The sequence below is a fragment of the Acidobacteriota bacterium genome (assembly GCA_030697165.1).
Classification (GTDB): domain Bacteria; phylum Acidobacteriota; class Vicinamibacteria; order Vicinamibacterales; family UBA2999; genus 12-FULL-67-14b.
Map to the genome: position 1 here is coordinate 1 of JAUYQQ010000017.1, position 22,513 is coordinate 22,513.

At 66.6% G+C, this 22,513-nt stretch carries 16 protein-coding genes; 8 read left to right on the plus strand and 8 right to left on the minus strand.

The annotated features are described in order from the left end of the window. Window positions 1-177: 177 nt before the first annotated feature. Entirely contained in the window at window positions 178-2,583 is a 2,406-nt protein-coding gene (locus Q8T13_16945; protein MDP3719452.1) for an ABC transporter permease, read from the minus strand. A 97-nt stretch (window positions 2,584-2,680) separates the two neighbouring features. On the opposite strand from Q8T13_16945, the gene Q8T13_16950 reads away from it, so the two are divergent. Beyond that, the gene (locus tag Q8T13_16950) at window positions 2,681-3,196 is read left to right on the plus strand and encodes a PH domain-containing protein (protein ID MDP3719453.1); all 516 of its coding nucleotides are present in this window, start codon (window positions 2,681-2,683) and stop codon (window positions 3,194-3,196) included. Beyond that, window positions 3,186-4,760 carry a PH domain-containing protein gene (locus Q8T13_16955; GenBank protein ID MDP3719454.1) on the plus strand — a complete coding sequence of 525 codons (1,575 nt, stop codon included), beginning with the start codon at window positions 3,186-3,188 and terminating at the stop codon, window positions 4,758-4,760. Before Q8T13_16950 ends, Q8T13_16955 begins: the two co-directional genes overlap by 11 nt. Window positions 4,761-4,782: 22 nt before the next feature. Here Q8T13_16955 and Q8T13_16960 read toward each other — a convergent pair whose 3' ends face one another. Continuing rightward, entirely contained in the window at window positions 4,783-5,655 is an 873-nt protein-coding gene (locus Q8T13_16960; GenBank protein MDP3719455.1) for a hypothetical protein, read from the minus strand. Window positions 5,656-5,829: 174 nt separating this feature from the next. Here Q8T13_16960 and Q8T13_16965 point away from each other — a divergent pair, with 174 nt between their 5' ends. Further along, window positions 5,830-7,353, plus strand: coding sequence for a multicopper oxidase family protein (locus Q8T13_16965; GenBank protein MDP3719456.1), 1,524 nt, complete (start codon window positions 5,830-5,832; stop codon window positions 7,351-7,353). 2 nt (window positions 7,354-7,355) lie between these two features. On the opposite strand, the gene Q8T13_16970 is transcribed toward Q8T13_16965, so the two are convergent. Next, window positions 7,356-8,351, minus strand: coding sequence for a sodium:calcium antiporter (locus Q8T13_16970; GenBank protein ID MDP3719457.1), 996 nt, complete (start codon window positions 8,349-8,351; stop codon window positions 7,356-7,358). Window positions 8,352-8,361: 10 nt separating this feature from the next. Then, complete coding sequence (locus Q8T13_16975; protein MDP3719458.1) at window positions 8,362-9,264, minus strand: universal stress protein; 903 nt, start codon at window positions 9,262-9,264, stop codon at window positions 8,362-8,364. 179 nt (window positions 9,265-9,443) lie between these two features. On the opposite strand from Q8T13_16975, the gene Q8T13_16980 reads away from it, so the two are divergent. The 4 genes from Q8T13_16980 (at window position 9,444) to Q8T13_16995 (ending at window position 13,647) form a co-directional block, all read left to right on the plus strand. Further along, window positions 9,444-10,586: a hypothetical protein gene (locus tag Q8T13_16980; protein ID MDP3719459.1), complete on the plus strand. Its 1,143-nt coding sequence runs from the start codon at window positions 9,444-9,446 to the stop codon at window positions 10,584-10,586. A gap of 15 nt (window positions 10,587-10,601) precedes the next feature. Continuing rightward, window positions 10,602-11,057, plus strand: a complete 456-nt coding sequence (gene nrfH / locus Q8T13_16985; GenBank protein MDP3719460.1) for a cytochrome c nitrite reductase small subunit — start codon at window positions 10,602-10,604, stop codon at window positions 11,055-11,057. Then, window positions 11,054-12,439, plus strand: a complete 1,386-nt coding sequence (locus Q8T13_16990; GenBank protein ID MDP3719461.1) for an ammonia-forming cytochrome c nitrite reductase subunit c552 — start codon at window positions 11,054-11,056, stop codon at window positions 12,437-12,439. The genes nrfH and Q8T13_16990 overlap by 4 nt, the downstream gene beginning before the upstream one ends. A 113-nt stretch (window positions 12,440-12,552) precedes the next feature. Next, window positions 12,553-13,647 carry a WYL domain-containing protein gene (locus Q8T13_16995; protein MDP3719462.1) on the plus strand — a complete coding sequence of 365 codons (1,095 nt, stop codon included), beginning with the start codon at window positions 12,553-12,555 and terminating at the stop codon, window positions 13,645-13,647. Here Q8T13_16995 and Q8T13_17000 read toward each other — a convergent pair. Together Q8T13_17000 and Q8T13_17005 are read right to left on the minus strand one after the other, a co-directional pair. Continuing rightward, on the minus strand, window positions 13,556-14,827 hold the full coding sequence (locus Q8T13_17000; protein ID MDP3719463.1) for a VWA domain-containing protein: 1,272 nt from the start codon (window positions 14,825-14,827) through the stop codon (window positions 13,556-13,558). The genes Q8T13_16995 and Q8T13_17000 overlap by 92 nt on opposite strands. Before the next feature lie 95 nt (window positions 14,828-14,922). Further along, entirely contained in the window at window positions 14,923-15,483 is a 561-nt protein-coding gene (locus tag Q8T13_17005; protein MDP3719464.1) for an outer membrane beta-barrel protein, read from the minus strand. 186 nt (window positions 15,484-15,669) lie between these two features. Here Q8T13_17005 and Q8T13_17010 point away from each other — a divergent pair, with 186 nt between their 5' ends. Next, complete coding sequence (locus tag Q8T13_17010; GenBank protein MDP3719465.1) at window positions 15,670-16,071, plus strand: hypothetical protein; 402 nt, start codon at window positions 15,670-15,672, stop codon at window positions 16,069-16,071. 46 nt (window positions 16,072-16,117) lie between these two features. Here Q8T13_17010 and Q8T13_17015 read toward each other — a convergent pair whose 3' ends face one another. Beyond that, on the minus strand, window positions 16,118-19,372 hold the full coding sequence (locus tag Q8T13_17015) for a UvrD-helicase domain-containing protein (protein MDP3719466.1): 3,255 nt from the start codon (window positions 19,370-19,372) through the stop codon (window positions 16,118-16,120). Further along, complete coding sequence (locus tag Q8T13_17020; GenBank protein MDP3719467.1) at window positions 19,365-22,460, minus strand: PD-(D/E)XK nuclease family protein; 3,096 nt, start codon at window positions 22,458-22,460, stop codon at window positions 19,365-19,367. Before Q8T13_17020 ends, Q8T13_17015 begins: the two co-directional genes overlap by 8 nt. Between the last annotated feature and the right edge of the window lie 53 nt (window positions 22,461-22,513).

Sequence of the window (22,513 nt, forward strand, 5' to 3'; positions counted from 1 at the left end):
GGTGCTATCACGGGGGTTCAAGCCGAAGGTGCTATCACGGGGGTTCAAGCCGACCCTCCGTGCTTGAACCTCCGTGCTTGAACCTCCGTGCTTGAACCTCCGTGCTTGAACCTCCGTGCTTGAACCTTCGTGCTTGAACCTTCGTGGTTGAACTCCCGTGGTTGAACCCCCGTGAGGCTACTGCTCCCGCAACGCGATCATCGGATCTACCCGCGTCGTGCGCAGCGCCGGCAGCACGCTGGCGGCCACGCCGGCAATCATCAGGACCGTCGCGGCCAGGGCAAACGACGGGATGTCGAACGGCCCGACCCCGTAGAGTATGCCCTGCATCGAGCGCGCCAGCAGGCTGGCGGCTACCAGGCCGACCGCGCCGCCAATGGCCACGAGCGCCACGCTGCTCTTCACCACCAGCGCCACGGTGTTGCCGCCCGAGGCGCCAAGCGCCATGCGCAGGCCAATCTCCCGGGTCCGCTGCGACACCGAGTACGACAGCACGCCGTAGATGCCGAGCGCGGCCAGCAGGAGCGCAGCCACCGCGAACAGCGCCAGCAGCGTGGTGCTGAGGCGCGGCAGGAACACCGCGCGCGCGAGAATCTGATCCATGGTGCTCAGTTCGTAAATCGGCTGGCCCGGATCGACCTCCCAGATCACCCGCTGGATGGTGTTGGCCACCGTCATCGGGTCCTGGTTGGTGCGCGCCACCACCGCCATGCCGGCGGTCGGGCTCTGCTTCATCGGCAGGTAGACCTGCTTGCGCGGCTCGCGGTCGAGGCCCTGGTTGTGCACGTCGCCGACCACGCCCACCACCTGGCTCTTACCGTGGGGGTTCTGGATGACCAGGCCAAGCGGGCTGCGATCCGCAAAGTAGCGGCGCGCCATGGTCTCGTTGATCACGCTGGTGCGCGGGCCCACGTCGGCATCGCGCTCGTCGAGAAAGCGGCCCTCGATCAGCCGGATCTTCATGGTCTCGAAGTAGCCGGGCGCGACAATGCGGACGTCGGCCAGCGGATCTTCGGTGGGTGGCGGCGGCTGTCCTTCGACGTTAAACGGCAGGGCGCCGGCGGCGCCCACGTCGTGCAGCGGCATGGCCGACACCGCCGAGGCGTTGGTCACCCCGGGCGCGCGGCGCATCCGCTCGATCACATCCTCGTAGAACCGCACCTGCGTCTGGCGCTGGTACTTGGTGGCCGGCAGCAGCACGCGCGCGGCGATCAGGTTGGTGGAGTCGAACCCGGGATTCACCTCCAGCAGCTTCGAGAAGCTGCGCGTCATCAGGCCCGCGCCCACGAGCAGCACCAGCGCCAGGGCGACTTCCACCACCACCAGCCCGCTCAGCAGGCGGCGCGCGTACGGGCTGCCGGTGGTGCCAGACGATTCCTGCATGTTGTCGCGCAGGTCCTGGCGCGACGCGTGCAGCGCCGGCAGCAGGCCGAACGCCAGCGCGACGCCAATCGAGATCACCGTCGTGAACAGCAGCACGCCGCCGTCGAGCGCCAGGCCGTCCATGCGCGGCAGCTGGCTTTCGGGCAGGTTCGACAGCAGCCGCAGGCCGCCGAAGGCGGCGAGCAGGCCCGTCACACCGCCCGCAAACGACAACAGCAGGCTCTCGGCGACGATCGGCTTGGCAATTTCCCAGCGGCTCGCACCAAGTGCTCCGCGCACGGCCATCTCGCGCCGCCGGCTCGACAGCCGCGCCAGCAGCAGGTTGGCCATGTTGGCGCACACGATCAGCAGCAGGAACCCGACCGCGCCCATCAGCACCATCAGCGCCGGGCGCGACGCGCCCACCAGTTGTTCATGAGCGGCGACGACGCGCGCGGACCAGCCGGCGTTGCTGTCCTTGAATTCGGCGGCAATGCGGCTGGCGAGGACGGTGACTTCTTCCTGCGCCTGCTGCGCCGAGCTGCCTGGCGCGATGCGGCCGACCACCGTCAGCGACCGCGCCCGGCGCGATCGGCCGTGCATGTCCTTGGGATCGAACGCCAGCGGCGTCCACACCTCGACCTTGGTGCTGGTCGGGAACTCGAAGGCCGGCGGCATGACGCCGACCACGGTGAACGGCACCGCATCCAGTTGAATCACCTGGCCGATGATGCCGCGGTCGGCGGCGAGCACGCGCGTCCAGAAGCCATGGCTCAGGACCACCACGCGGTCCGCGCCGGGGACGGCCTCGTCCGCGGTGAACGTGCGGCCGAGTGCCGCGTTGCTCTTGAGGACCTTGAACAGGTCCGGCGTCGCGCGCAGGCCGGGGACGTTCTGCGGATCGCCGGTCCCCTTGTACGAGAAGTCGACGTGCCGGTACGCCGCCAGCGATTCCAGGCTCGTGGCCTCGCGCTGCCAGTCCTCGAAGGTGGGGATCGAGACCGGCCCCTGGTTGCCGTCGGGGTTCACCTCCCACAGCACGGCAATCTTCTCGGGATCCTCGTACGGCAGCGGGTTGAGCACCACCGTCTTGATCACGCTGAAGATCGCGGTGTTGGCACCAATGCCCAGCGCCAGGGTCAGCACCGACACCAGCACGAAGGTGGGCTGCCGGCGCAGGGTGCGGAAAGCGTAGGTGAACGCGGCGGTCCAGTCGGACATGCGGGCATTGTATATGGGTGCCTGGGTGCCAGGGTGCCAGGGTGCCAGGGTGCTTGGGAGTCAAACTTCCAGCCGGCAAGTTCCGTAGAATCAAGCAGTGAGCGAATCTGACAGCGTTGCCGACGGCCTGGACCACCAACTCGATCCCCGCGTCATCCCCATGCAGCGCATTTCCGGCGGCCTGTTCATTGCGGCGGTGCTGTTGGCCTCGCTGGTGGGGTTGGGTATCGCGCTGCTCGCCGGAGACGACATCCCGGGGTGGTTGCGAATGATGCTGTCGCTCGTGTGGCTGGTCCTCGCCATGCTTGGCGGCGTGTTCGCCTATCGCTGGCCGGTGCGTGCCTACCGGCACACCTCGTACCGCGTCGACGACCAGGGCATCGAGATCCGCCAGGGCGTGTACTGGCGAATCGTGATCAATGTGCCCCGCTCGCGCGTGCAGCACATCGACGTCGCCCAAGGCCCACTCGATCGGCGCTATGGACTCGGCAAGCTGGTAATCTACACGGCCGGCACCGATCACGCGAAGGTCGAGCTCGAGGGCCTCGCGCACGAACGCGCATTGCGCGTCCGCGCGCACCTGCTGCCGTCGGGAGCGGGCGATGCCGTCTGAACAGCGCCTGCACCCGGCGACGCTGCTGTTCGATCTGGCCGGTCACATCAAGCGGTTTGCCATTCCCGCCGTGCTGGTGATCGTCGGCGCCTCGCGATCGACCGGCGGTGACGGCGGCATGGTCCGCGGCGTGCCGGCCGGCTGGGAAGCGTGGCTGCTCGTCATGTTCGTCCCCGCCATGATCTTCAGCGTGGCCCGCTACCTGTCGTTCCGCCTCCACTACGACGAGCGTGAGCTGGTGATTCGCACCGGCCTGGTGTTCCGCAACGTGCGCCACATTCCGTTCGCGCGCATCCAGAACGTGGACGCCGTGCAGAACGTGTTTCATCGCTTCTTCGGCGTGGTCGAAGTGCGCGTCGAGACCGGCGGCGGCAAGGAGGAAGAGGCGCGGCTGAGCGTGCTGCCACGCGCGGCCTTCGACGAGATGCGCCAGCACGTCTTCAGCGCCCGGTCGGCGAACGGTGGAGGCAACCCCTTCCTGGGGTTGCCTGCAGAGGCCGGCGCCGAGCCGGTGCCTGAGCCGGCCGGCGACACGCTCGTTCACTTGCCGCTGCGCGAGTTGCTGCTGTGCGGGTTCCTCGAGAACAAGGGCATGGTCCTCGTCGGCGCGGGCGCCGGCGTCGTGTGGCAAACCGGCCTCGGCGACCTCATCATGGGCCGGATGTTCGGCGGCAGCGAGGCGGTTGGCCGCGGCTTCTTCCGCTCGGTCTTCCGAGGCATCTTCGATGGCGGCCCGCTGCCCATCGCCAACATCGGACTGGCGATCGCCGCCTTCGGGTTCTTCCTGATCGCGATCCGCGTCGTGTCCATGGTCTGGGCATTCGTGCGCCTCTACGACTTCCGGCTGACGCGCATCGGCGAAGACCTGCGAACACACTACGGACTCTTCACGCGGGTGACGACGACGGTGCCGATCAGAAGGGTGCAGACGTTGATCGTGTCGGCCGGCCCCCTGCACCGCTGGCTGGATCGCGCGACGGTGCGCGTCGAAACCGCTGGCGGATCCGGCCAGGGACCATCGTCTGCCGGCGGCCGCGAGTGGCTGGCGCCGCTGATTCGCGTCGCGGCGCTGCCCGGCCTGATTGAGCAGGTGGTGCCGGGCGCCGACCTGTCGTCGCTCGAGTGGCATCCGGTCCACCCGCGCGCGTTCCGCCGGGCAATGAAGCCGAATCTGGTGGTCGCGGGAGGCCTGACGATCGCTGCCAGTCTCGCGATCGGCTGGGGCGCGATCGGGGTGCTGGTGCTCGCGTCCACCTGGGCCGTAATCAGCGCCCGGCAGTATGTCGCGCACCTGGGGTGGTCGGAGACAGACGAGGTGGTAGTGATGCGCAGTGGGTGGCTGTGGAAGCAGGTCACGCTCGCGCGGGTCAACAAGATCCAGGCGGTATCGCTATACCAGACGCCGTTCGATCGCCGCGCCGCCATGGCGCGCGTGCGGGTCGACACCGCGGGCGCGCGCGAGATGTCGCATCGCATCGACGTCCCCTACCTGGACGTCGTCATTGCCAGGAACCTATACCGGCGCCTGTCGGCGCATGCTGCCGTCACCGCGTTCAAGTGGTGAATGTAACGGTGCCTGGCCCCAATTAGCCCTTTTTCATTGCAGAATCTGCGACTTCGAGGCGTCTTCTGTCGCCATCGTCAAGGACATCTCCATACAAGCGATGGGCGCACGAGGGACACACGCCATGTGAGAACTCCGCGTCGCTGTGGTCGCGCACGTAGCGCTCGATCTGCTGCCACTCGCCCGCATCGGTGCGCACGTGCTTGCAGCTGGCGCAAATCGGGATGATGCCGTGCAGCGCCTGCAGCTGCTGGGTGGCGTCCTCGGCGCGATGCTGTGCCAGCCGCTCGCGATCGCGGGCCTCGGCCTCGAGTTGCCAGGACTCCGCGACCTGGTGCTGCAACAGACTCCGGCGGCGGACCGCAAGAACGCCAATGGTGTTCAGGAACACGATCACCACCAGGTCGGCGATCAGGCCTGCATCGGATGGCCCGTTCAGCCACCACAGGCGCGCCCCGACGAGGAATGCCGACAGCAGCAGCGGCGGCGTGATCTGTCGCATCAGCGTGTTGGGCACGGCCCCATACATGACGCCCAGGATCAGCAGCATCGTCGTCAAGACGAGGGTCGAGCCGCGGGGTTGCTGAAGCTGCAAGGCGATCAGCACGGGCACCACCAACAGCGCAATCATGAACGTGTTGCGCGACAGCGCCTCGCGCGTGCGCGAGCGCTGGAGCAGCCACAGGCCGCCCAGCGGCAGGGCCAGGGTCATGGCGCGGACCAGCACCCGGCTCTCAAGGCTGGAGGCGCCCGGCCGGATGCCCATCAAGTCGATGGCCGCGAAGATGCCCGTCGGAATGCAAATCGTCAGCAGCAGGGCCTGAATGAGCTTGCGGTCGCTACGAACCCGCAGCGTTTCGAGGGCGTCTGGCGAGAGGGGCGCGGGCGTACTCATGGATCCTTGCTGAGGTGCACGATGCGTACCGGTTAGTTTACTGAAATTTCGCCGATCGATCGGGTGCGCCAGGGGAATATCCCCCGTGAGTCGCTGCATATTCACCCCGCGATGCCCCCAAATCGGGCTGTAGCCTGGATGCTCCGCGGCCTGAACATTGCAGCTGGTATCGACATGCATCGACGAGATTTGCTTCGCTTCCTCAGCCTCTCTGCCCTGGCCGGCGCAACCGGGCGGGCCTACGCCGCCGGCGCGCCGGCGCCGTTCGGCCAGCTCCCGTCGGCCGGGTTCACGCCCGATGTCGAGTTCACGCTGGCCGCCGCCTCGGGAGAGGCGTCGATCCTGACCGGGGCGCCCACCAGCGTGTGGCGATTCACCGGCCAGGTCACCAAGGGTCCGGCCACCACCCTGCAGGTGCTGCCCGGCTCGTATCTCGGTCCGGTGATTCACGTCCGCCGCGGGCAGAAGGTGCGCATCCGCTTCCGCAACCAGCTTGCGGAAAGCTCAATTGTCCACTGGCACGGTCTCGACGTGCCGGAGCTCGCCGACGGGCATCCGCGTTTCGCCGTCGGCCCCGGCCGCGACTACGTCTACGAGTTCGAGGTGATCAATCGCGCCGGCACGTACTGGTATCACCCGCATCCCCACATGCGCACGGGCGCCCAGGTCTATCGCGGGCTCGCGGGCCTGTTCATCGTCCACGATGCTGAAGAAGACGCGCTCGGCCTGCCATCAGGAAGCGCCGAGCACCTGTGCGTGCTGCAGGATCGCCTGTTCGACGCGCGCAACCAGCTGGTGTTCCGCGGCGACAACATGATGGAGATGACGAACGGCTTCCTCGGCGACCGCGTCATGGTGAGCGGAAGGCCGCAGCCGGTCATCGACGTGGATGCCGGGTGGCAGCGCATCAGGCTGCTGAACGGATCGAACGCGCGCATCTACAAGCTGGCGTGGAGCCGCGACGTGAAGATGACGCTGATCGGCGGTGATGGCGGCCTGATGGAGCAGCCGGTTCGCCAGTCGGTGCTGACGCTGGCGCCCGGGCAGCGTGCCGATCTGCTGGTCGATCTCACCGGCATCGCCGCCGGCACCGATCTTCATCTCGACAGCCAGGCCTATCCCGAAGCCGATGCGGGTGTGGTCGGCATGATGGGGATGGGCCGGGGCATGGGCGGCGCGGCGAACGGCGCTCCGCTGCGCGTGATGACCCTGCGCACACGCGCGCGCGCCGGCGTGGCCTTCTCGGTGCCGGGGCGGCTATCAACGTTTGACGCGACGTGGACCGCCGGTGCCGGGGCAAGAATCCGCCAGGTGCCGATCGTGTTCCAGCGCATGGAGTGGCTGCTCGGCGGCCGCACATTCGAGATGACGCAGGTGGCGCCCGAAGAAACCGTCGCCGCGGGATCCACGCACGTCTGGGAGTTCATGAACCTCCCCAACGGCATGGGCATGCAGGCCGCGCATCCCATTCACATGCACGGCCGCCAGTTCCGCGTGCTGCAGCGCAGTGGGGCGGCCAACAACGCCCTGCGCGAGGGTTTGGCCGATGGCGGGTGGCGCGATGTCGTGCTGGTGCTGCCGGGTGAAACGGTGCGCGTGCAGGCGACGTTCTCGAGCTTCCCTGGGCTGTACCTCTATCACTGCCACATCCTCGAGCACGAGGACATGGGCATGATGCGCAACTTCCGCATCACCTGATTTCAGCCGCGGAGCAGGTAGGTGAGCGCGACCGCGACGAGGTAGAACGCGGCGATGGCGCCGGTGTCCCAGGCGACCACAAATCTCTTCGTCAGCACGCGATACGTCAGCCCCGTAAGGAACAAGCCGTTCATGGCGACGATGGCGACGATGGCCACGCTGTGGCTCGGCGACGCCTCCGCCAGCAACGGTCCCCCGAGGTAGAACACATCATCGAGGCCCAGGATCAGGAGGTTGAACAGGTTGCTGCCGAGAATGTTGCCAACCCCGAGATCGATCGCGCCAATGCGCACGGCCGCCAGCGAGACGACAATCTCCGGCAGCACCGTGGTGATGGCAATGAAGAAACTGCCGACAAAGGCATCGCCCAGGCCAGTCTGGCGGGCGATCTCGGCGCCAATTTGCGGCAGCATGAGCGCGGCGGCGACCACCAGCAGGGCGGCCACCGCGTAGTGCAGCACGGCGGTGCGCAGCGGCACCTGAGCGTAGTTCAATTCCTCGGCCACCTCCTTGCTCTCACGCGCCATCGTCTGCTTCTGGTGGGTGAAGATGACGCGCATGGCGACGAAGTAGAGAACGATCAGGATGGGCGTCGACATGCCGATCCAGCCAAGCGGCGGCAAGCGCGCGCCGGCCAGCAGGCCGAGGCCGGCGACCGAGATCAGCAACAGGCCAAACCCGATCGACAGCGCGTGCCCCTGATGCGCCCGCGCGCTGATCGGCTCGGGCTGAACCGCGTCCATGAGCGAGAGGATCAGCAGGTTGAACATGCAACTGCCCAGCACGTTGCCGATGGCAATGTTGGGGAGCGGCGCGAGCGCCGTGGCGCCGAAGCCCGTGATCAATTCCGGCAGGCTGGTGGTGGCCGCCAGCAAGACGAGACCGGCCCAACTGCGGCCGAAGCCCATCTTCTCGCCGAGCACGTCTCCGTAGCGCGCCAGGCGCACGCCCGCGAACACGATCACCAGCGCCACGGCGAGGAACTGAAGCCAGATCATCGGCCGCGGCTTACGCGGGGACGCTGAGGACCGGGCACGTGGCCCCGCGCAGCACCGGTTGACTGGTTGAGCCGGACAGCATCACCTCGATGCCGCCCGCGCCCTGCGCGCCCACCACGATCAGGTCGGCGCCGCCATCGGCCGAGCGCGACAGCAGCAGTTGCGCCGCGCGTCCAACCACGACCACTTCGTTGATGGCGCACCAGGTTTGCGGTTCGCCCGCCAGCCGCGCGTGCAGCCACTCGCCGGCGCGCGTGATGGCCTCGCGGTGGTACTTCGCCAGGTCGACGTCCAGGAATGGGCTGGGTTCCCGTTCGTGCAGGAACTCGATGGCGTGCAGCACGGTCACGCACCCGCCCGACTGCCGCCCGAGTTCGAGCGCCCATTTCAGCGCGGCGAGCGAGGCCGGCGAGAAGTCGACGCCGCACAGGATGTTCTTGAAGACCACCGGCAGTGCGGTAGCGGTGCCGGTTGCCGGCGGCACGGTCAGCACCGGGCACGGCGCGTTGCGCACGACCCGTGCGGTGACCGAGCCGAGAAACAGGCGGCTGAACCCCGAGCGGCCGTGCGTGCCCATGACCAGCAGGTCGGCCGGCAAGGTCGAGGCATGACGCAGGATGGTGGTGTGGACCACGCCGCTGTCGGCGATGAGCGACGTGCGATCGTCCTCGACCGGCGAGCCTGGGAGCCGCCGCAGTTCGGCCAACACGTCGTCCCGCGACGTGGCCAGGAGGATGCGCTCGGCCTCCTCCAGGCCCACCACTGGCTCGATGGCGCTACCAAGCGTCGGCACCACGTGCAGCAGCGTCAGGGTGGCGCCGTACCAGTTGGCAAAGGCCCTGGCGTAGGTGGTGGCTCGCACCGACGTTTCGGAGAAATCAATTGGGCAAAGCACGTGACTGAAATGCCTCATGGCCTCAGCTCCTGGGATGGTGATATCCCCGTAAAGGAGCATCAAATATGCCAAGAAAATGGCTCGAAAATCGGTAATTTCTGACCACAACCTCAGGAATAATCCCCGCGACCGGCCGCATTTTCGGCGGGTCGTATGGCATGCGGTGTGCATCTGTTGGCAGTGTGATTCGCACCTGCGTGGTTGTCTTTACGGTTGGGCTGGCGCTCTCCGGATGCGCCAGTGGCCGCTTTGGTCCGCCGCCGGAAATCAAGGCGCCCGGAGGGCCGCGCACGCTCAAGCAGTTGAGCGTCGAAGAGCGCCGCGCGGTGATGGAGCGCGCGCGCGTCTGGCAGTCGGTCAACACCTCGTCGCTCGATTTGATCAAGGGCCCGGCACTGCCCGCCGCCGAGCGCGTCGGCGCAGAGACCACCTGCACCTACGTGCATCCTGACGAACCGCTGTCTGGCAACACGCCAAAGTTTCAGTGCGCCATCGCCAAGGGCGACGAGGTGAAGGTGAAGTACGGGCAGGCCAACGGCGAGGTCTACGCCGAGGTCGCGGCGAGCCGGCTGCTCTGGGCACTGGGGTTCAAGGCCGACACGATGCTGCCGACGCGCGTCACCTGCATCAATTGCCCGGTCGATCCGTTTGCCGTCGGCGCCAGCGACTGGCGCAGCAAGCCGCCTACCGATGTCGCGACGCGCGTGTTCGATCCGGCCGTGATCGAGCGCGACCTTCGCGGCAAGAAGGTGGCGGTGCCTGGCTACGAAGGCTGGGCGTGGCCCGAGCTGGATCAGGTCCGCCCACGCGAAGGCGGCGCCACGCGCGCACACCTGGATGCGTTGAAGCTGCTCGCCGTGTTCATCCAGCATTCCGACTCGAAGCCGGATCAGCAGGAGCTCGTGTGCGAACAGGGCCGCACCCGGAAAGACGCCGAGGGCAACGAGACCTGTCCGGCGGCGTGGCTGGTGATCAAGGACCTGGGCGCGACCTTCGGTAAGGCGACCCGCCTCAACAGTAGCAAAATGATCCTTGCCGATTGGGACAGCGCCGGTGTCTGGAAGGCGGGACAGCGCTGCATCGGCGACCTGCCGCGCTCGCTCACCGGCAGCCTCGAGGATCCCCGCATCAGCGAAGCGGGACGCCGTTTCCTGTCGCGCCGGCTCGCGATGCTCAGCGATCGGCAGATCCGCGACCTGTTCACCGTGTCGCAGATCGAGAAGCGCGGGGAAGAGATCACCGGGGCCGATGGCCGCAGGCGCAAGGTGACCGTCGCCGACTGGGTTCGCGTGTTCAAGCGCAAGCGTAGCGAGATTGCTGCCGTCCAGTGCCAAGCGTAGTAGATTAGACATCCCATGACACGATTCCGGGTTGCGATTGTGGCTGCCCTTCTCCTTGGCGTCACACTCGGCATCGGCACGTACACGTTCGTCTACGCCAAGGGCTACTCCTACCTCACTAACGACCCGGCGGCGTGCGCCAACTGCCACATCATGGGCGACCACTTCGCCGCATGGCAGCGCTCGAGTCATCGGTCGGTCGCGGTTTGCAACGACTGCCACACGCCCGCGGGGCTGGTGCCGAAATACATCACCAAGGCGCAAAACGGTTTCTGGCACTCGTTCTACTTCACCACCGGCGGCTATCCGGATCCGCTGCGCATCACGCCGCGCAATCACGACATCACCGAGCAGTCGTGCCGCAAGTGCCATACCGAGCTGACCTCCTCGATTGACCGCGCCCACAGCAACACTGGCAAGGGCGGCGTGACGTGCACGTCGTGCCACAACGAAGTAGGACACATCGAATGAAGCGACTCATTTCCGTCCCCATCGCCGTCGCCTTGTTGTCGGCCGCCGCGGCCGTTCTCGTGACGGCGCTGTTGGTCAACATCTTCACGCGGCAGCAGGAGGCGCAGACGCCGTTCTTCACCGTCGTGCAGCTCGACGACGAGACCGAGGATCCGGCAGTGTGGGGCCGGAACTTTCCCATGCAGTACGACAGCTACCTCCGGACGGTGGACCAGGTGCGCACGCGCTACGGCGGCAGCGAGGCGGTGCCGCGCACGCCCACCCAGGCCGACCCGCGCAGCATCGTCGCCCAGTCGCGGCTGGAAGAGGATCCGCGGCTCAAGACCATGTGGGCCGGCTATGCGTTTGCCACCGACTTCCGCGAGGAGCGGGGCCACGCGTACATGCTCGATGACCAGACCTATACCGAGCGGCAAGGCGTCACGCAGCAGCCGGGCACCTGCATGCACTGCCACGCGTCGGTGTATGTGCCGTACAAGAAGCTGGGTGGCGGCGATCTGATCAAGGGCTTCGAGGTGATGAACCAGATGAAGTACCAGGAGGCGCGCACCAAGGTGACGCATCCGGTGGCGTGCATCGATTGCCACGATCCCGCGACCATGCAGTTGCGGATCACCCGTCCCGGCTTCATGGAGGGCATCGTCAAGGTGAAGGCGGCGCGGGGGATCAAGGACTATGACGTCAATCGCGACGCCACGGCGCAGGAGATGCGCACGTTTGTGTGCGGACAATGCCACGTCGAGTACTACTTCAAGGGCCCCGAGAAGCGGCTGACCTATCCCTGGGACAAGGGCCTGAAGGCCGACGAGATTCTCGCGTATTACGAAGAGAACGGCTTCAAGGACTGGACGCACGCCGAGTCGGGCGCACCGGCGCTCAAGGCGCAGCATCCCGAGTTCGAGCTGTGGAGCCAGGGCATTCACGCGAAGTCGGGCGTGACCTGCGCCGATTGTCACATGCCGTACCAGCGCGTCGGTGCCATGAAGATCAGTGATCACCACGTCCGCAGTCCGCTGCTGAACATCAATCGCGCGTGCCAGACGTGTCATCGCTGGTCGGAAGAGGATCTGCGCCAGCGCGTCGAGACCATCCAGGATCGCACCTACAGCGTGCGCAACATCGCGATGGATGCGCTGATGGCGCTGATCGCCGACATCAAGACCGCAAAAGCCGCCGGCGCCACCGACGCGGAACTGGAAGCGCCGCGGCGTCAGCAGCGGCGCGGCCAGTTCCTGCTGGACTTTATCGAAGCCGAGAACTCCATGGGCTTCCATGCCGACCAGGAAGCCATGCGCGTGCTGGCGCTGTCGCTCGACGAGACGCGCCGCGGGCAAGCGGTGCTGCCCGGCAGCAAGTCCACCGCGGGCGCCGGCGGGCGGTAAAAAGGGACCTGCTCCCCTTTTACGGTTTGCGTAAGCGAATGGATGATTGGGGTCAGGCCCCCATTCTCATCCTCCTGAACTATTGACCCGCTGGAGCCGATAACTCCACGGACATGCCTCGTAACGCCGAAGTGATCCGCCAGTGGAAGCTGCTGCTTCACCTCGACGGCCTGGCCCACGGCCGTGCCGTCGACGAACTGGCTGCCGAACTGGGCGTCAACAAGCGAACCGTTTGGCGCGACCTCGCGGCCCTGCAAGAGGCTGGCTTCCCCCTCGTCGACGCCAAGCGTGACCGCAAGACCGTGTGGCGGGTGATGCAGTTGCCGCTCAAGTCGCTGACCGACGCCGGCCTGTCGGTCACCGAGGTGTGCTCGCTCTACATGAGCCGCGCCCTGCTGCTGACGCTCACCGGCTCGCCGTTCGAGGCCGGCCTCAACTCGCTGCTGAAGAAAGTGCAGCGCGCCCTGTCGCCGAAGAGCCGCCAGTTCCTCGACGAGCTCCCCAACGTCGTGCGCGTCAGGCCCGAGCCGCGAAAGAATGTGTCGGCCGGCTACAACGAGATGGTGGCCAAGATCATCGAGGCCTCCACCCGGCGCAAGGCGGCCGAGATGCGCTACTTCTCCGTCAGCAGCAACCGGCAAAAGGACTACGTCGTTCATCCGTATGTCGTCGAGTACTCGGATGGCGGCCTGTACCTGCGCGCCTACGTGCCCGAGTACGACGAGGTCCGGATGTTCGCGGTCGAGCGCATCAAGACCATCCGCATCACCGAGCAGTCGTTCACGCCCGTCAAGGCGGTGAGCGACGACGACTTCGAGCCGTCGCTTGGCCTGGGCAACGGCAAGCCCGAGCGCGTGATCCTGGAGTTCTCGGCCCGCGTCGCGCCCTATGTGCGCGAGCGGGTGTGGCACAAGTCCCAGCAGATCGAAGAACTGCCCGACAATGGCTTGCGCCTCGGGTTGAAGGTGTCACGCGACTGGGCCCTGCACGGCTGGATCCTGAGCTGGGGTCCACACGTGCGCGTCACGGCCCCGGCCTCGCTCGCCCACGAGATCCTCGACATGCTGGACGATGCGCGGGAGTTCTATGTGCCGCGGCTCAAGTTCGAGTCGACGTTCATTCCTCCGGTCGCTTCTTCCGGCGCGCCGTCCCTCCCGCTTCCCGGGAATGGGCGATCCGGTAAGCGTCGAAGTGCCGCCCCTTCATAGCCAGCGGCGTCATCACCTCGGCGAACGCGACTTCGTCGTGATGTAACTGGTCGATCAGCGCCAGCACGCCTTTGTCACCCGGCGCCATGGCGCGCAGGTCGTCAACCATCTCTCGCAAGATCCGCTTGGCCGCGTCGAAGTCGCCGCGCCGATTCGCCGCCAGCGCCGTTGAGCGGGCCCGTTCGGCGAGCATGGCGGCCACGGCCAGGCGGACGTCCCGGTTCACGGGCTGGTTCCTGTCTTCCAGCGCCGCCACCGACCGCCACGTCACGGGCACTGGCTCAGCGAACAGCACGTGATCGCGATCCGACACCCGGCACTGCACGCCGAGTTGCGCGCCTTCGGGAGACGCGCCCTTGAAGGCCACGGCGACAATCAGCACCAGCTCCTGATCGGCCACCAGGTCGCCGCACTGCACGCGGAGCCGGCCGTCGGCCTGCCCTGACGGCAGTTCGTTCAGGACCATGGCCTCGACGCCGGGGTCGCACGCCACCTCGAACACCACCTCGCGTGCCACCACTTCCAGCGTTTCGCCCAGCTCACTGGCAAACAGGTCTGGAATCTGCTTCGCCTTCTCGATGAAGTAGAAGTGGCCGCCGCCCTCGGTGGCGAGGCGCGACAGCAGCTCCTCGTCAAAGTCGGCGCCCACACCAAACGTCGACGTCACGATGCCCTCTTGGCGCAGTCGGGACGCTGACGCGATCATCTCACCGTGATCGACCACGCCGTGGTTCGCGAGGCCGTCGGTCAGGAGCAGCACCTTCGACAACGCGCCACGCGGCTCCGCGGCTCGGGCCAGTTCGGCGCCACGCAGCCAGCCCCCATGCAGGTCGGTTGACCCCCGCGCATCCACCGATTTCAAGCGCTTGGTTGCCAGCGCCTTGGCTTCGGGCGTCGCCGGCGTGCGGTCCAGCACGGTCGTGACCTGTTCGTCGTAACACACCACGCCGAGATGGTCGTCTGGCTTCAGCAATCGGATCGCGTGGGTGACCGCCTCGCGGGCCATGGTCAGCTTGTTGCCGTCCATGGAGCCGGAGCGGTCGAGCACGAGGGCCACGTCCACCGGCGTACGAACCGCGCCGGCGGCCTTTGGCGGCGGTGGAGCGCTGATCAGCACGTGGAGGTAGCGGACGGTCGGAGTGTTGGGGGGAACGAGCGCGCGATCGGGTTGGAGATGCATGACCCCAGTGTCGGTGACGACTGCGACACCCAGGGTCACACTGAGCACCGGTTCGTAGGAATCGCGAGGCCGGGCGGGCCCGGCCTCGCGGCCAGTCAGAAGCGAACGCCGAACCCGCCATAGACACGGGAGACGTTCATGTCGGATCCGGTGATGCGCATGTACCGATAGCCGGTATCGATAAACGCCTTGGCACCGGCCGGAATGATCACGCCTCCGCCCAACTCGAAGGCGAACTCGGTCGAAGTCAGCGAGTAACCGATCTCGTCCTCGACCAGGCTCGTGATATCGCGACCGGCGTACTCGAACTTGCCGGCGAGGTGGGCCAGACCGGCGCCGGCAATCCCGTAAGGCCGAACAGACCCCTCAGACAGGCCGAGCCGGACGCCGCTGATGCCGTAAAGGGCCGGCACCGATGCGTTCAGGGAGCTATCCACAAAATTCAAGATGTCTTGAATCTCGCTGGGCATGGCGTCCTGCATGCGTCCCACCGAGCCGTAGATCTCGGCCACCGGCGCGAGTCGTACGGTGAACTCCCCGGCGAACACAGTGGCGGTCTCAGATTGGAACGTGACACCGGCCTGACCGCCAACGGAGCCGCGGTTCTGCGCGGTGGCGGGCGTGGCGGCAAACGTGAAGGCGGCGAGCGAAAGCACAAGTGTTGCAGCGCGATAGATCAAAGTGAACCCTCCTGGTGGTGCGGGCGAACGTGCCCACCTCCAGTCCCCATCGTCTGCTGCCACTGCGACGGCTCAGGTCGCAGTTCACACCCGCAGATCGCCCGCCTTCCTGCGACCCACCCTGTCGCAGGCGGGCGCCACGATTTCTGCGGAGGATAATTGATGAAGGCAGTGATCTTGACCCTGTGTGTTCTCGCATCTGCGTGTGGTGGCGGGAGCAGCAGCCCGACCGCCCCGTCGGCGACGCCGCAACCTTACAACCAGACCGTTACTGGCACTGTGAGCTCACTGGGGATTGTGCAGCATCCGCTGAGCATCCCACGGTCCGGCAACATGACACTGACACTGAGCTGGGGCACAACGGCGGACCTGGACCTATACCTGACCAACTCGTCGTGCAACGCCTACCCGCCGGACTCGTGTCAAATACTGGCGGCCTCCGATGGCGTGGCGGCCACGGAGCGAATCACCCGCACGGTAACATCCGGCGAAAGTTTCAAGATCTGGGTCGACAGCTTCTCGTTCTCTCCGCAGAACTACACGATCGCGATCTCCATTCAATGATGCAGGTGGGGCCTGACCCCCTTTTTCACCAAATGGTGGATTGGGGTCAGACCCCAGTCACACGCGTTTGCACGATCGCCGATGTGACCTTGGCGTCGGTGAACTTCTTCCAGGCATCCGCGTAGGCCTTCAACTGGTCCGAATACCGCGCCTGGAGCATGGCCGGGCTCACGTCGATGTCGGTCTTGTAGTCGACAATCTTCCAACCATCGCCCGTTCGGTAGACCGAGTCGATGGTCCCGTTGATCACCTTGGGGACGCCGGCACCGTCCCCGGCGGCCTTGAGGGCAAACGGCACTTCTTCGTGGCACTCGTTCGATGCCTTCGCCTCCGCCCAGAACTCCTTGCTCGACATGGCCTGCACCGTTGCCACCGCATCATCGATCACCGGCCGCAGGTCGGGCGTCTCCATGGTCATCCACAGCGCCAGTCGCCTCAGGTCGGCGGCCGTCACGTCCTGGTGCCGCAGGGCGTGTTCAAGCAGCCCGTGGATCAAGCTGCCCCATGCCGTGCCGGCATCGACTCGGCGGCTTGGAGTATCGGCGGTGATCACGCCCGTCGGGTCGTCCGCCTCAGCCTGCGGCGACGGCCTGGGCAGGTGCTTGGTCTCCGTGCTGACCGTGGCCGCCGCCCACGACGCTCGCATGGCGTGCAGGTGTCGCTGTTCGGCGTTGGTGACCGCGGCCGCCGCAGCGCCCTTCGACAGATCGACCACCTGCGTGACTGGTGGACTCGCGATGGCCGGTACGCTCAGCTCCGTCGCCTGGCCGCAGAACTGGTCGAACACTTCCCACGGCCGCCGGCCACCGGCGCTCTTGGCCCACCGGCTGATCACCAGCATGTCTTTCGCGCGAGTGGCGGCCACGTAAAGCAATCGCTGCTCTTCCGCCTGGATGTACAACAACTCGTCGTCGTGATGCTGATCCCAGCCCGCAGGCTCGGCCACCACCTTCTCGCCTTTTCCGAACTCGCGCTTGATCTGGAAGTAGCCGTGAGCCTTGTCGGCCTCTCGCACCACGCGGACATCTACTCGCGGCGACACACCACTACAGGGATTGGCCAGGAACACCACCGGCGCCTCGAGCCCCTTCGCCTTGTGCAGGTTCATCAACCTGACCACGTCCTCCCGGCCGGGCTCCAGCGGCAGGGACTCGACATCGCTCGACTCATCCGCGTCGGGCTGCAACGCGTCGGCGGCATCAGCAAGCGTGAAGCCGTCTTCGACGATCGAGCGGATGCGGTCGACGGCGTGAATGAGGTCGCCGGCTTCGACGCCGCCGGGAGTGGTGGCGGCCAGAGCCAGGTAACCGGTGCGCTCGAGAATGCGCTCCACGGCCGCCGCAATCGGCATCACCTGGGTCCACCGATGCATCTGCCGCAGCGACGACAATGCCGACGACACGCGACCAATGGCGTCCTGATCGGACTTCGGAGCCTCGGCGAAGATGCTGAACCAGCCGTCCGCCTGCTTATAGGCGAACAGGTCGCGATCGCTCACGCCGAACAACGGCCCACGCAACACGCCGACGAGCGACACGCCATCCTGGGGATCGGCGATGGCGCGCAGCAGCAACGCCAGCTGCAGCACCTCCTCCGAGTCGCCAAACGCGCCGGCACCACTCACCTCCACTGGAATTTGCTGGTCCTCGAAGGCGCGGGCGTACACCTCCATGTCCTTTTTCTTGCGGAGCAGGATCAGGAAGTCGCCGTAGGTCCGGCGGCCGGCGGCCACCTCCGCCTGGACAAAGCGCGCCATCGCGGCGGCTTCATGCGCAGCAATATCCGACTTGTCCACGGTGTCGGGCGTCGTCAGCGTGAACAGACCATGCTGCCCCGTCAGCTTCGTCCGTGCCGGCTCCAGTCGCGCGAACATCGGCGAGTGCGTGGACGGCGTCGCCGGGAACGGCGTCGAGAACACGTCGTTCGCCAACTCGCACAGCTCCGAGGCCGAGCGGAAGTTCGACGTGAGCGACACCACCTTGCCGTTGGGCATGCCTTCCAGCCGGGCACGGACTTCGTTGTAGATGTCGATGTCGGCGCGCCGGAAGCGATAGATCGACTGCTTGGGATCGCCAACGACGAACAGGGCGCCCGGGCGCAGGGCCACGGTCCGCCAGTCGGCCCGGTTCCCGACTCCCGACTCCCGGCTCCCGTCTGAGGCAAGAAGAATCATGATCTCGGCCTGGACCGGGTCCGTGTCCTGGAACTCGTCCACGAACAGCCAGCGATACTTATCAGCCAGCGCGCGGCGAACATCGGCATTGTTGCGCAACACCCCGGCCGCCAACTGCAACAAGTCGCCGTAGTTCAGCGTGTTCAGCCGGCGGCGTTCCGCGGCGGCGTAGTCGCGGGCACGTGACAGCAGCGCGACGCTCAGTCGATAGACATACTGGCGCCACGCTTGCAGGAACGGCTCAACGACCTCGGTCCTGAACGGTTCATGAAGCGCCTTGATCTCTGCGGCAATCTTCTTCTTGGCAGCGGGCTCGTCTGCCCACCAGTACTGGACGATCTTGGGTTCGAAGTCCCAGGTCTCGAGCAGCGTGACGACCGTGCGCGCCTCGCCGCGATGCATCTGCGCCACGCCCCACTGCCGGCGAAACCTGCCGGCGCACTGCTGGGTCTTGCACGTCGTCGCGGGATCAAGTCTCGACGGCAGTCTCTTCTGGAGCGCCGCCCAGAACGCGTCCAGTTTCGCCCACGCGGCCGTGGCGTCAGGGACACCAGCCGTTCCGCATGGAAACGCCACCTCCTCGTAGAGGCACACCGTATCGAAGGCAGAGTCCAAATCGGCTGGACGGGCGCCGATGTCGAGCATCTCCAGGATCAGCGGGTCGCCGGCCGACTTCAACTGGCTGCGATAGTCGCGCCAGCTCTGGCGCCGCAGCCGCGTGTCTTCGACCTCGTCCAGCTCCGTGAATCCCGGCGACACACCTGCTTCGACCGGACGCTCGCGCAGCAAGTGTGCGCAGAACGAGTGGATGGTGCCGGCGAAGAAGCGCTCGATGTGCGAGAGCGCGGCTCGCACCCGTGCGGCGAGCTCGGCATCGCCGGCCGCGTCCCTCAGTTCCTTCTCGAGCGCGAGTTGAAAGCGACCGCGCAGTTCGGCGGCAGCCTTGCGCGTAAACGTCACGGCGGCCATGTGTTGAACCTCGTAGGCGCCGCTCGCCACGCCGGCCGCCATGCGCTCGGCCATCATCTGCGTCTTGCCCGACCCCGCACCCGCCTCCACGAGCTGGTTGCACGCCAGCTCGGTCTTGATGGTGTCGCGCGACTGCTTGTCGACCAGTTCACTATTCATGGGCCGCCAACCTTCGATAGGGCTCGAGTCCGGCATCGGCGCTCGTCTTGGCTCCGGCCCTGGCCTGGACCCTCGCGCCACAGGCGTTGCCGAAGTCACACCACTTACACGCCGACTCGTCTGGCGCGTGCACAAACAGGCCCGAGGCAATCACCTGGCGGAGGTCAGACAACACGGATGTGAGCTTCGCTGTTGGCATGGCGTCGATGGTTCGCCGCTCCTGCCCGCCCTTGGCGCTGGTGAAGTAGTAGGTGCCGTGCGTGACCTTGGGAGTCTTCACGCGGAGCTTGAGAAGCTCGGCCGCGGCCAGGCCGTAAAGCGCATGCTGCAGCTTGCGCCCGCCCGAGGTGATGCCGGCCCAGTCTTTCTCGAAATAGCCGCCGGTCTTGTAGTCGATCACCTCGAAGCACGCGTCGCCGACCTGGTCGATGCGATCGATCTGTCCGGCGAGGCGGAACTTGAGTCCTCCGCCAAGGTCGATGACGATGGGCTCCTTGCGCGCCAGCGGTTCGCCTTCTTCGCTGCCGGGCCGGCCGAACGACACTTCGAATCCCACCGCCGTTCGGCTGGCGTCGCTGGCGTCCTCGGCCGTCACGAACAGCACCACGTCGTCCATGAAGCCCTGGAACTCGCGGTCGAACACCTCCTGCGACGGCGGCGGCATCTCGACGCGCAGCTTGTCCAACTCGTCGCGGGTGATGGTCGCGCTGAACGCGAGGTCGTCCTTGATCGACAGACGCCGCTGCTCATCGCGACTTCGCCGCATCAAGCGGGCATAGAGCGCGTGCAGCAACGAACCGCGCGTCAGCGGGTCCAGCCACACATCACTATCGCGCCCCCCATCGTCCACCGCCACCAGCCCCAGGCCGCGTTCCAGGAAGTGGCGGAAGGGACACTCGGCTGCCTTCTCCAGTTGTGTGGCCGACACCGGAGCGTCACGCGTGCACGGGTCGAGATAGGCGCCGGCATCCGGCACGAACCCATCGAACTCGGTGAAGGTGTCCGAATCGCGCTGGTCGTCGGCGTGCAGGCCCTGCTGCAGCGCGGCGTACTGCTGAAGCACCGAGGCGCGTCCCGAGAGCCCGGCGCGCTTCAGCCCGTGGAGCCACCAACTGGCCTCGCCGAGCGCAGACGAGTCGTTGGCGGGCACGCAGGACGCGGGGGGGGCCAGGGCCTTCAACAGGTCCGGGAACGAGCTTTCGGGCTGGCCACTCACAATGCGATGCGCCTGGAGCATCAGCCACGACGGAAACGTCTGCCGGAACTCTCGGAGATCGCGGCAGGAGTAACTGAGCGTGATCGACACCGAGCCGCTGGTCGCCGCCAGGCGATGGAGCACGGCAGACACGGCCTCCTCACTGCGATCACTCGACAGCCGGAGCAGCGGGCTGATCCGGCTGCGTTCAACATCCAGCAGGACCGGATCTTCGGTGGCCGACGGGAACACCCGGCCTTCCTCGAGGCCGACGACAAACACGTGTGGGCGACCGGGGTAGCCCACCTGTGCGAGCGCCGAGACGTGGAGGTGACCGGGGCGCGCGCGGTCGGCGCCGACGTGGAGTCCATCCACGCGCTCGTTGATGAAGCGCAGTCCTTCCATCAGGGTGCACCTGAAGGATCCCAGTGCCTTCAACTCGGCGGTGGCACTGGCCAACGCGATGGCTGCGGCGCCATCCAGTGCACTGGTCTTCGCCACACACGATTCGATGAACTCGCTCACGCCATCGACGAGGTGCTGGAGTTCGATCTGGTCGGTCGCATCCGGTTCCGGAATGCTGCGCAGTAACGACGTCACCCACGCCAGCAGTTGATCCGACTGCGCGGCGTTGCGGGTGGCAGCGTCGCGCTGTTCGTCTGGCAGTTCGGTGTCGGCGGCGCGCAAGCGATAGCGGGCGGACAGCTTGCCGAGAGACAACTCGTAGGTCTTCCGGCCCCAGGCGGCCTCGGCTTTCACCAGCACGCGAGCGGCCTGCCCCGGCGAGAGGTCGCCATCGCCGAGCGTGACGTCGCCGGACTGCAGCAGGCGGCGTAGGTCGCCGGCCGCGAAATCGCTTTCGATCCAGGCGCCAAGGCCCACCAATGCGCGACCGGGCCGGGTCAGCGTCGCGGGGAGACCGGAGGACAACGTGACGGGCCACTCGTGCCGGCACGCCTTCTCCCACAGCAGCACGGTGTAGTCGGCTGACGCGCAGGCCACTTCCACCTGGTCGAGCGGGCAGCCCACGTCGAGAATGCGGCGGAACACTTCTTCCACCTCCGCCTCTCGCCCACCCGCGTGGAACAGATGGACCTTCTGACGTGGGGACGAGCCGGTAGGCTTTTGTGGGGGCAACCCTTTAGGGACCGGAGCCTGCAGGAACGCCAGTGGCGATGCGGCGTCGGGCGCCACAAACTCGTGGACCGCATTCACAAGTCGCCTCGGAGTCGCGGCACCAGGCAACTCGAACGACCGCGGTGCCATTCGCTCGCCCGGCAACGCATCGAGCAGCCGCCGCTGCAACGGCGTCCACGCGGCAGCAGGCATCTCGGTCCAGCAGTCTTGTGGCTGAATGGGGCACCAACCGGGGTGCTGCAGCGCCTCTTCGTAGACAGTAGCCATGTCACCACGTGCGCTCGTAGACAGGAACGCCTCGTAGGCGCCATACAGCGCCTGCATCTCCGCGTGCTTGTCAGGCGAGCCAAACGCGGTGGCCACCAGATCCACCGGCCTCACGCCGGCCATCCGCAGTTCCCGAATCGTGGTCCACAGCGCCTGTGCCATGGCCGGGTGATGGGCCAGTGGGCGGAAGTACGACGGCTGCCCGGGAAGATCCAGGAGCAATCGCATGATCAGCGCGGGCCCGAGACCTTCTTCCGATGGATCAATGCCGCGCTCCACCAGGAACGGCGCGCCCATTCGGGTGGCAATGTCGAGGGGCGTGACGAACCGCAGGTTGGCCCAGTCGCGACCCTCGAGCACCAGCCGGTCGCCGAGCATCCGGCCAATCGCGTGGGTGGGCACAAACACCCACTTGGCGCGCGTGGGTGCTGCCGCGCAGAGGTCCGTGAGCTGGGAAATGAACGGATCGCGCGAACCGGCCTGGGGCATGGATGAGGGAGTGTATCAAGTGCTGTGTGACAGCACCGGTCACACCCGGCTAG

What these genes read in the sequence shown, in the direction of transcription:
- Q8T13_16945 (MDP3719452.1), bottom strand. Translation starts at nt 2,583, where the DNA reads ATGTCCGACTGGACCGCCGCGTTCACCTACGCTTTCCGCACCCTGCGC.
- Q8T13_16955 (MDP3719454.1), top strand. Translation starts at nt 3,186, where the DNA reads ATGCCGTCTGAACAGCGCCTGCACCCGGCGACGCTGCTGTTCGATCTG.
- Q8T13_16960 (MDP3719455.1), bottom strand. Translation starts at nt 5,655, where the DNA reads ATGAGTACGCCCGCGCCCCTCTCGCCAGACGCCCTCGAAACGCTGCGG.
- Q8T13_16965 (MDP3719456.1), top strand. Translation starts at nt 5,830, where the DNA reads ATGCATCGACGAGATTTGCTTCGCTTCCTCAGCCTCTCTGCCCTGGCC.
- Q8T13_16970 (MDP3719457.1), bottom strand. Translation starts at nt 8,351, where the DNA reads ATGATCTGGCTTCAGTTCCTCGCCGTGGCGCTGGTGATCGTGTTCGCG.
- Q8T13_16975 (MDP3719458.1), bottom strand. Translation starts at nt 9,264, where the DNA reads ATGAGGCATTTCAGTCACGTGCTTTGCCCAATTGATTTCTCCGAAACG.
- nrfH (MDP3719460.1), top strand. Translation starts at nt 10,602, where the DNA reads ATGACACGATTCCGGGTTGCGATTGTGGCTGCCCTTCTCCTTGGCGTC.
- Q8T13_16990 (MDP3719461.1), top strand. Translation starts at nt 11,054, where the DNA reads ATGAAGCGACTCATTTCCGTCCCCATCGCCGTCGCCTTGTTGTCGGCC.
- Q8T13_16995 (MDP3719462.1), top strand. Translation starts at nt 12,553, where the DNA reads ATGCCTCGTAACGCCGAAGTGATCCGCCAGTGGAAGCTGCTGCTTCAC.
- Q8T13_17000 (MDP3719463.1), bottom strand. Translation starts at nt 14,827, where the DNA reads ATGCATCTCCAACCCGATCGCGCGCTCGTTCCCCCCAACACTCCGACC.
- Q8T13_17010 (MDP3719465.1), top strand. Translation starts at nt 15,670, where the DNA reads ATGAAGGCAGTGATCTTGACCCTGTGTGTTCTCGCATCTGCGTGTGGT.
- Q8T13_17015 (MDP3719466.1), bottom strand. Translation starts at nt 19,372, where the DNA reads ATGAATAGTGAACTGGTCGACAAGCAGTCGCGCGACACCATCAAGACC.
- Q8T13_17020 (MDP3719467.1), bottom strand. Translation starts at nt 22,460, where the DNA reads ATGCCCCAGGCCGGTTCGCGCGATCCGTTCATTTCCCAGCTCACGGAC.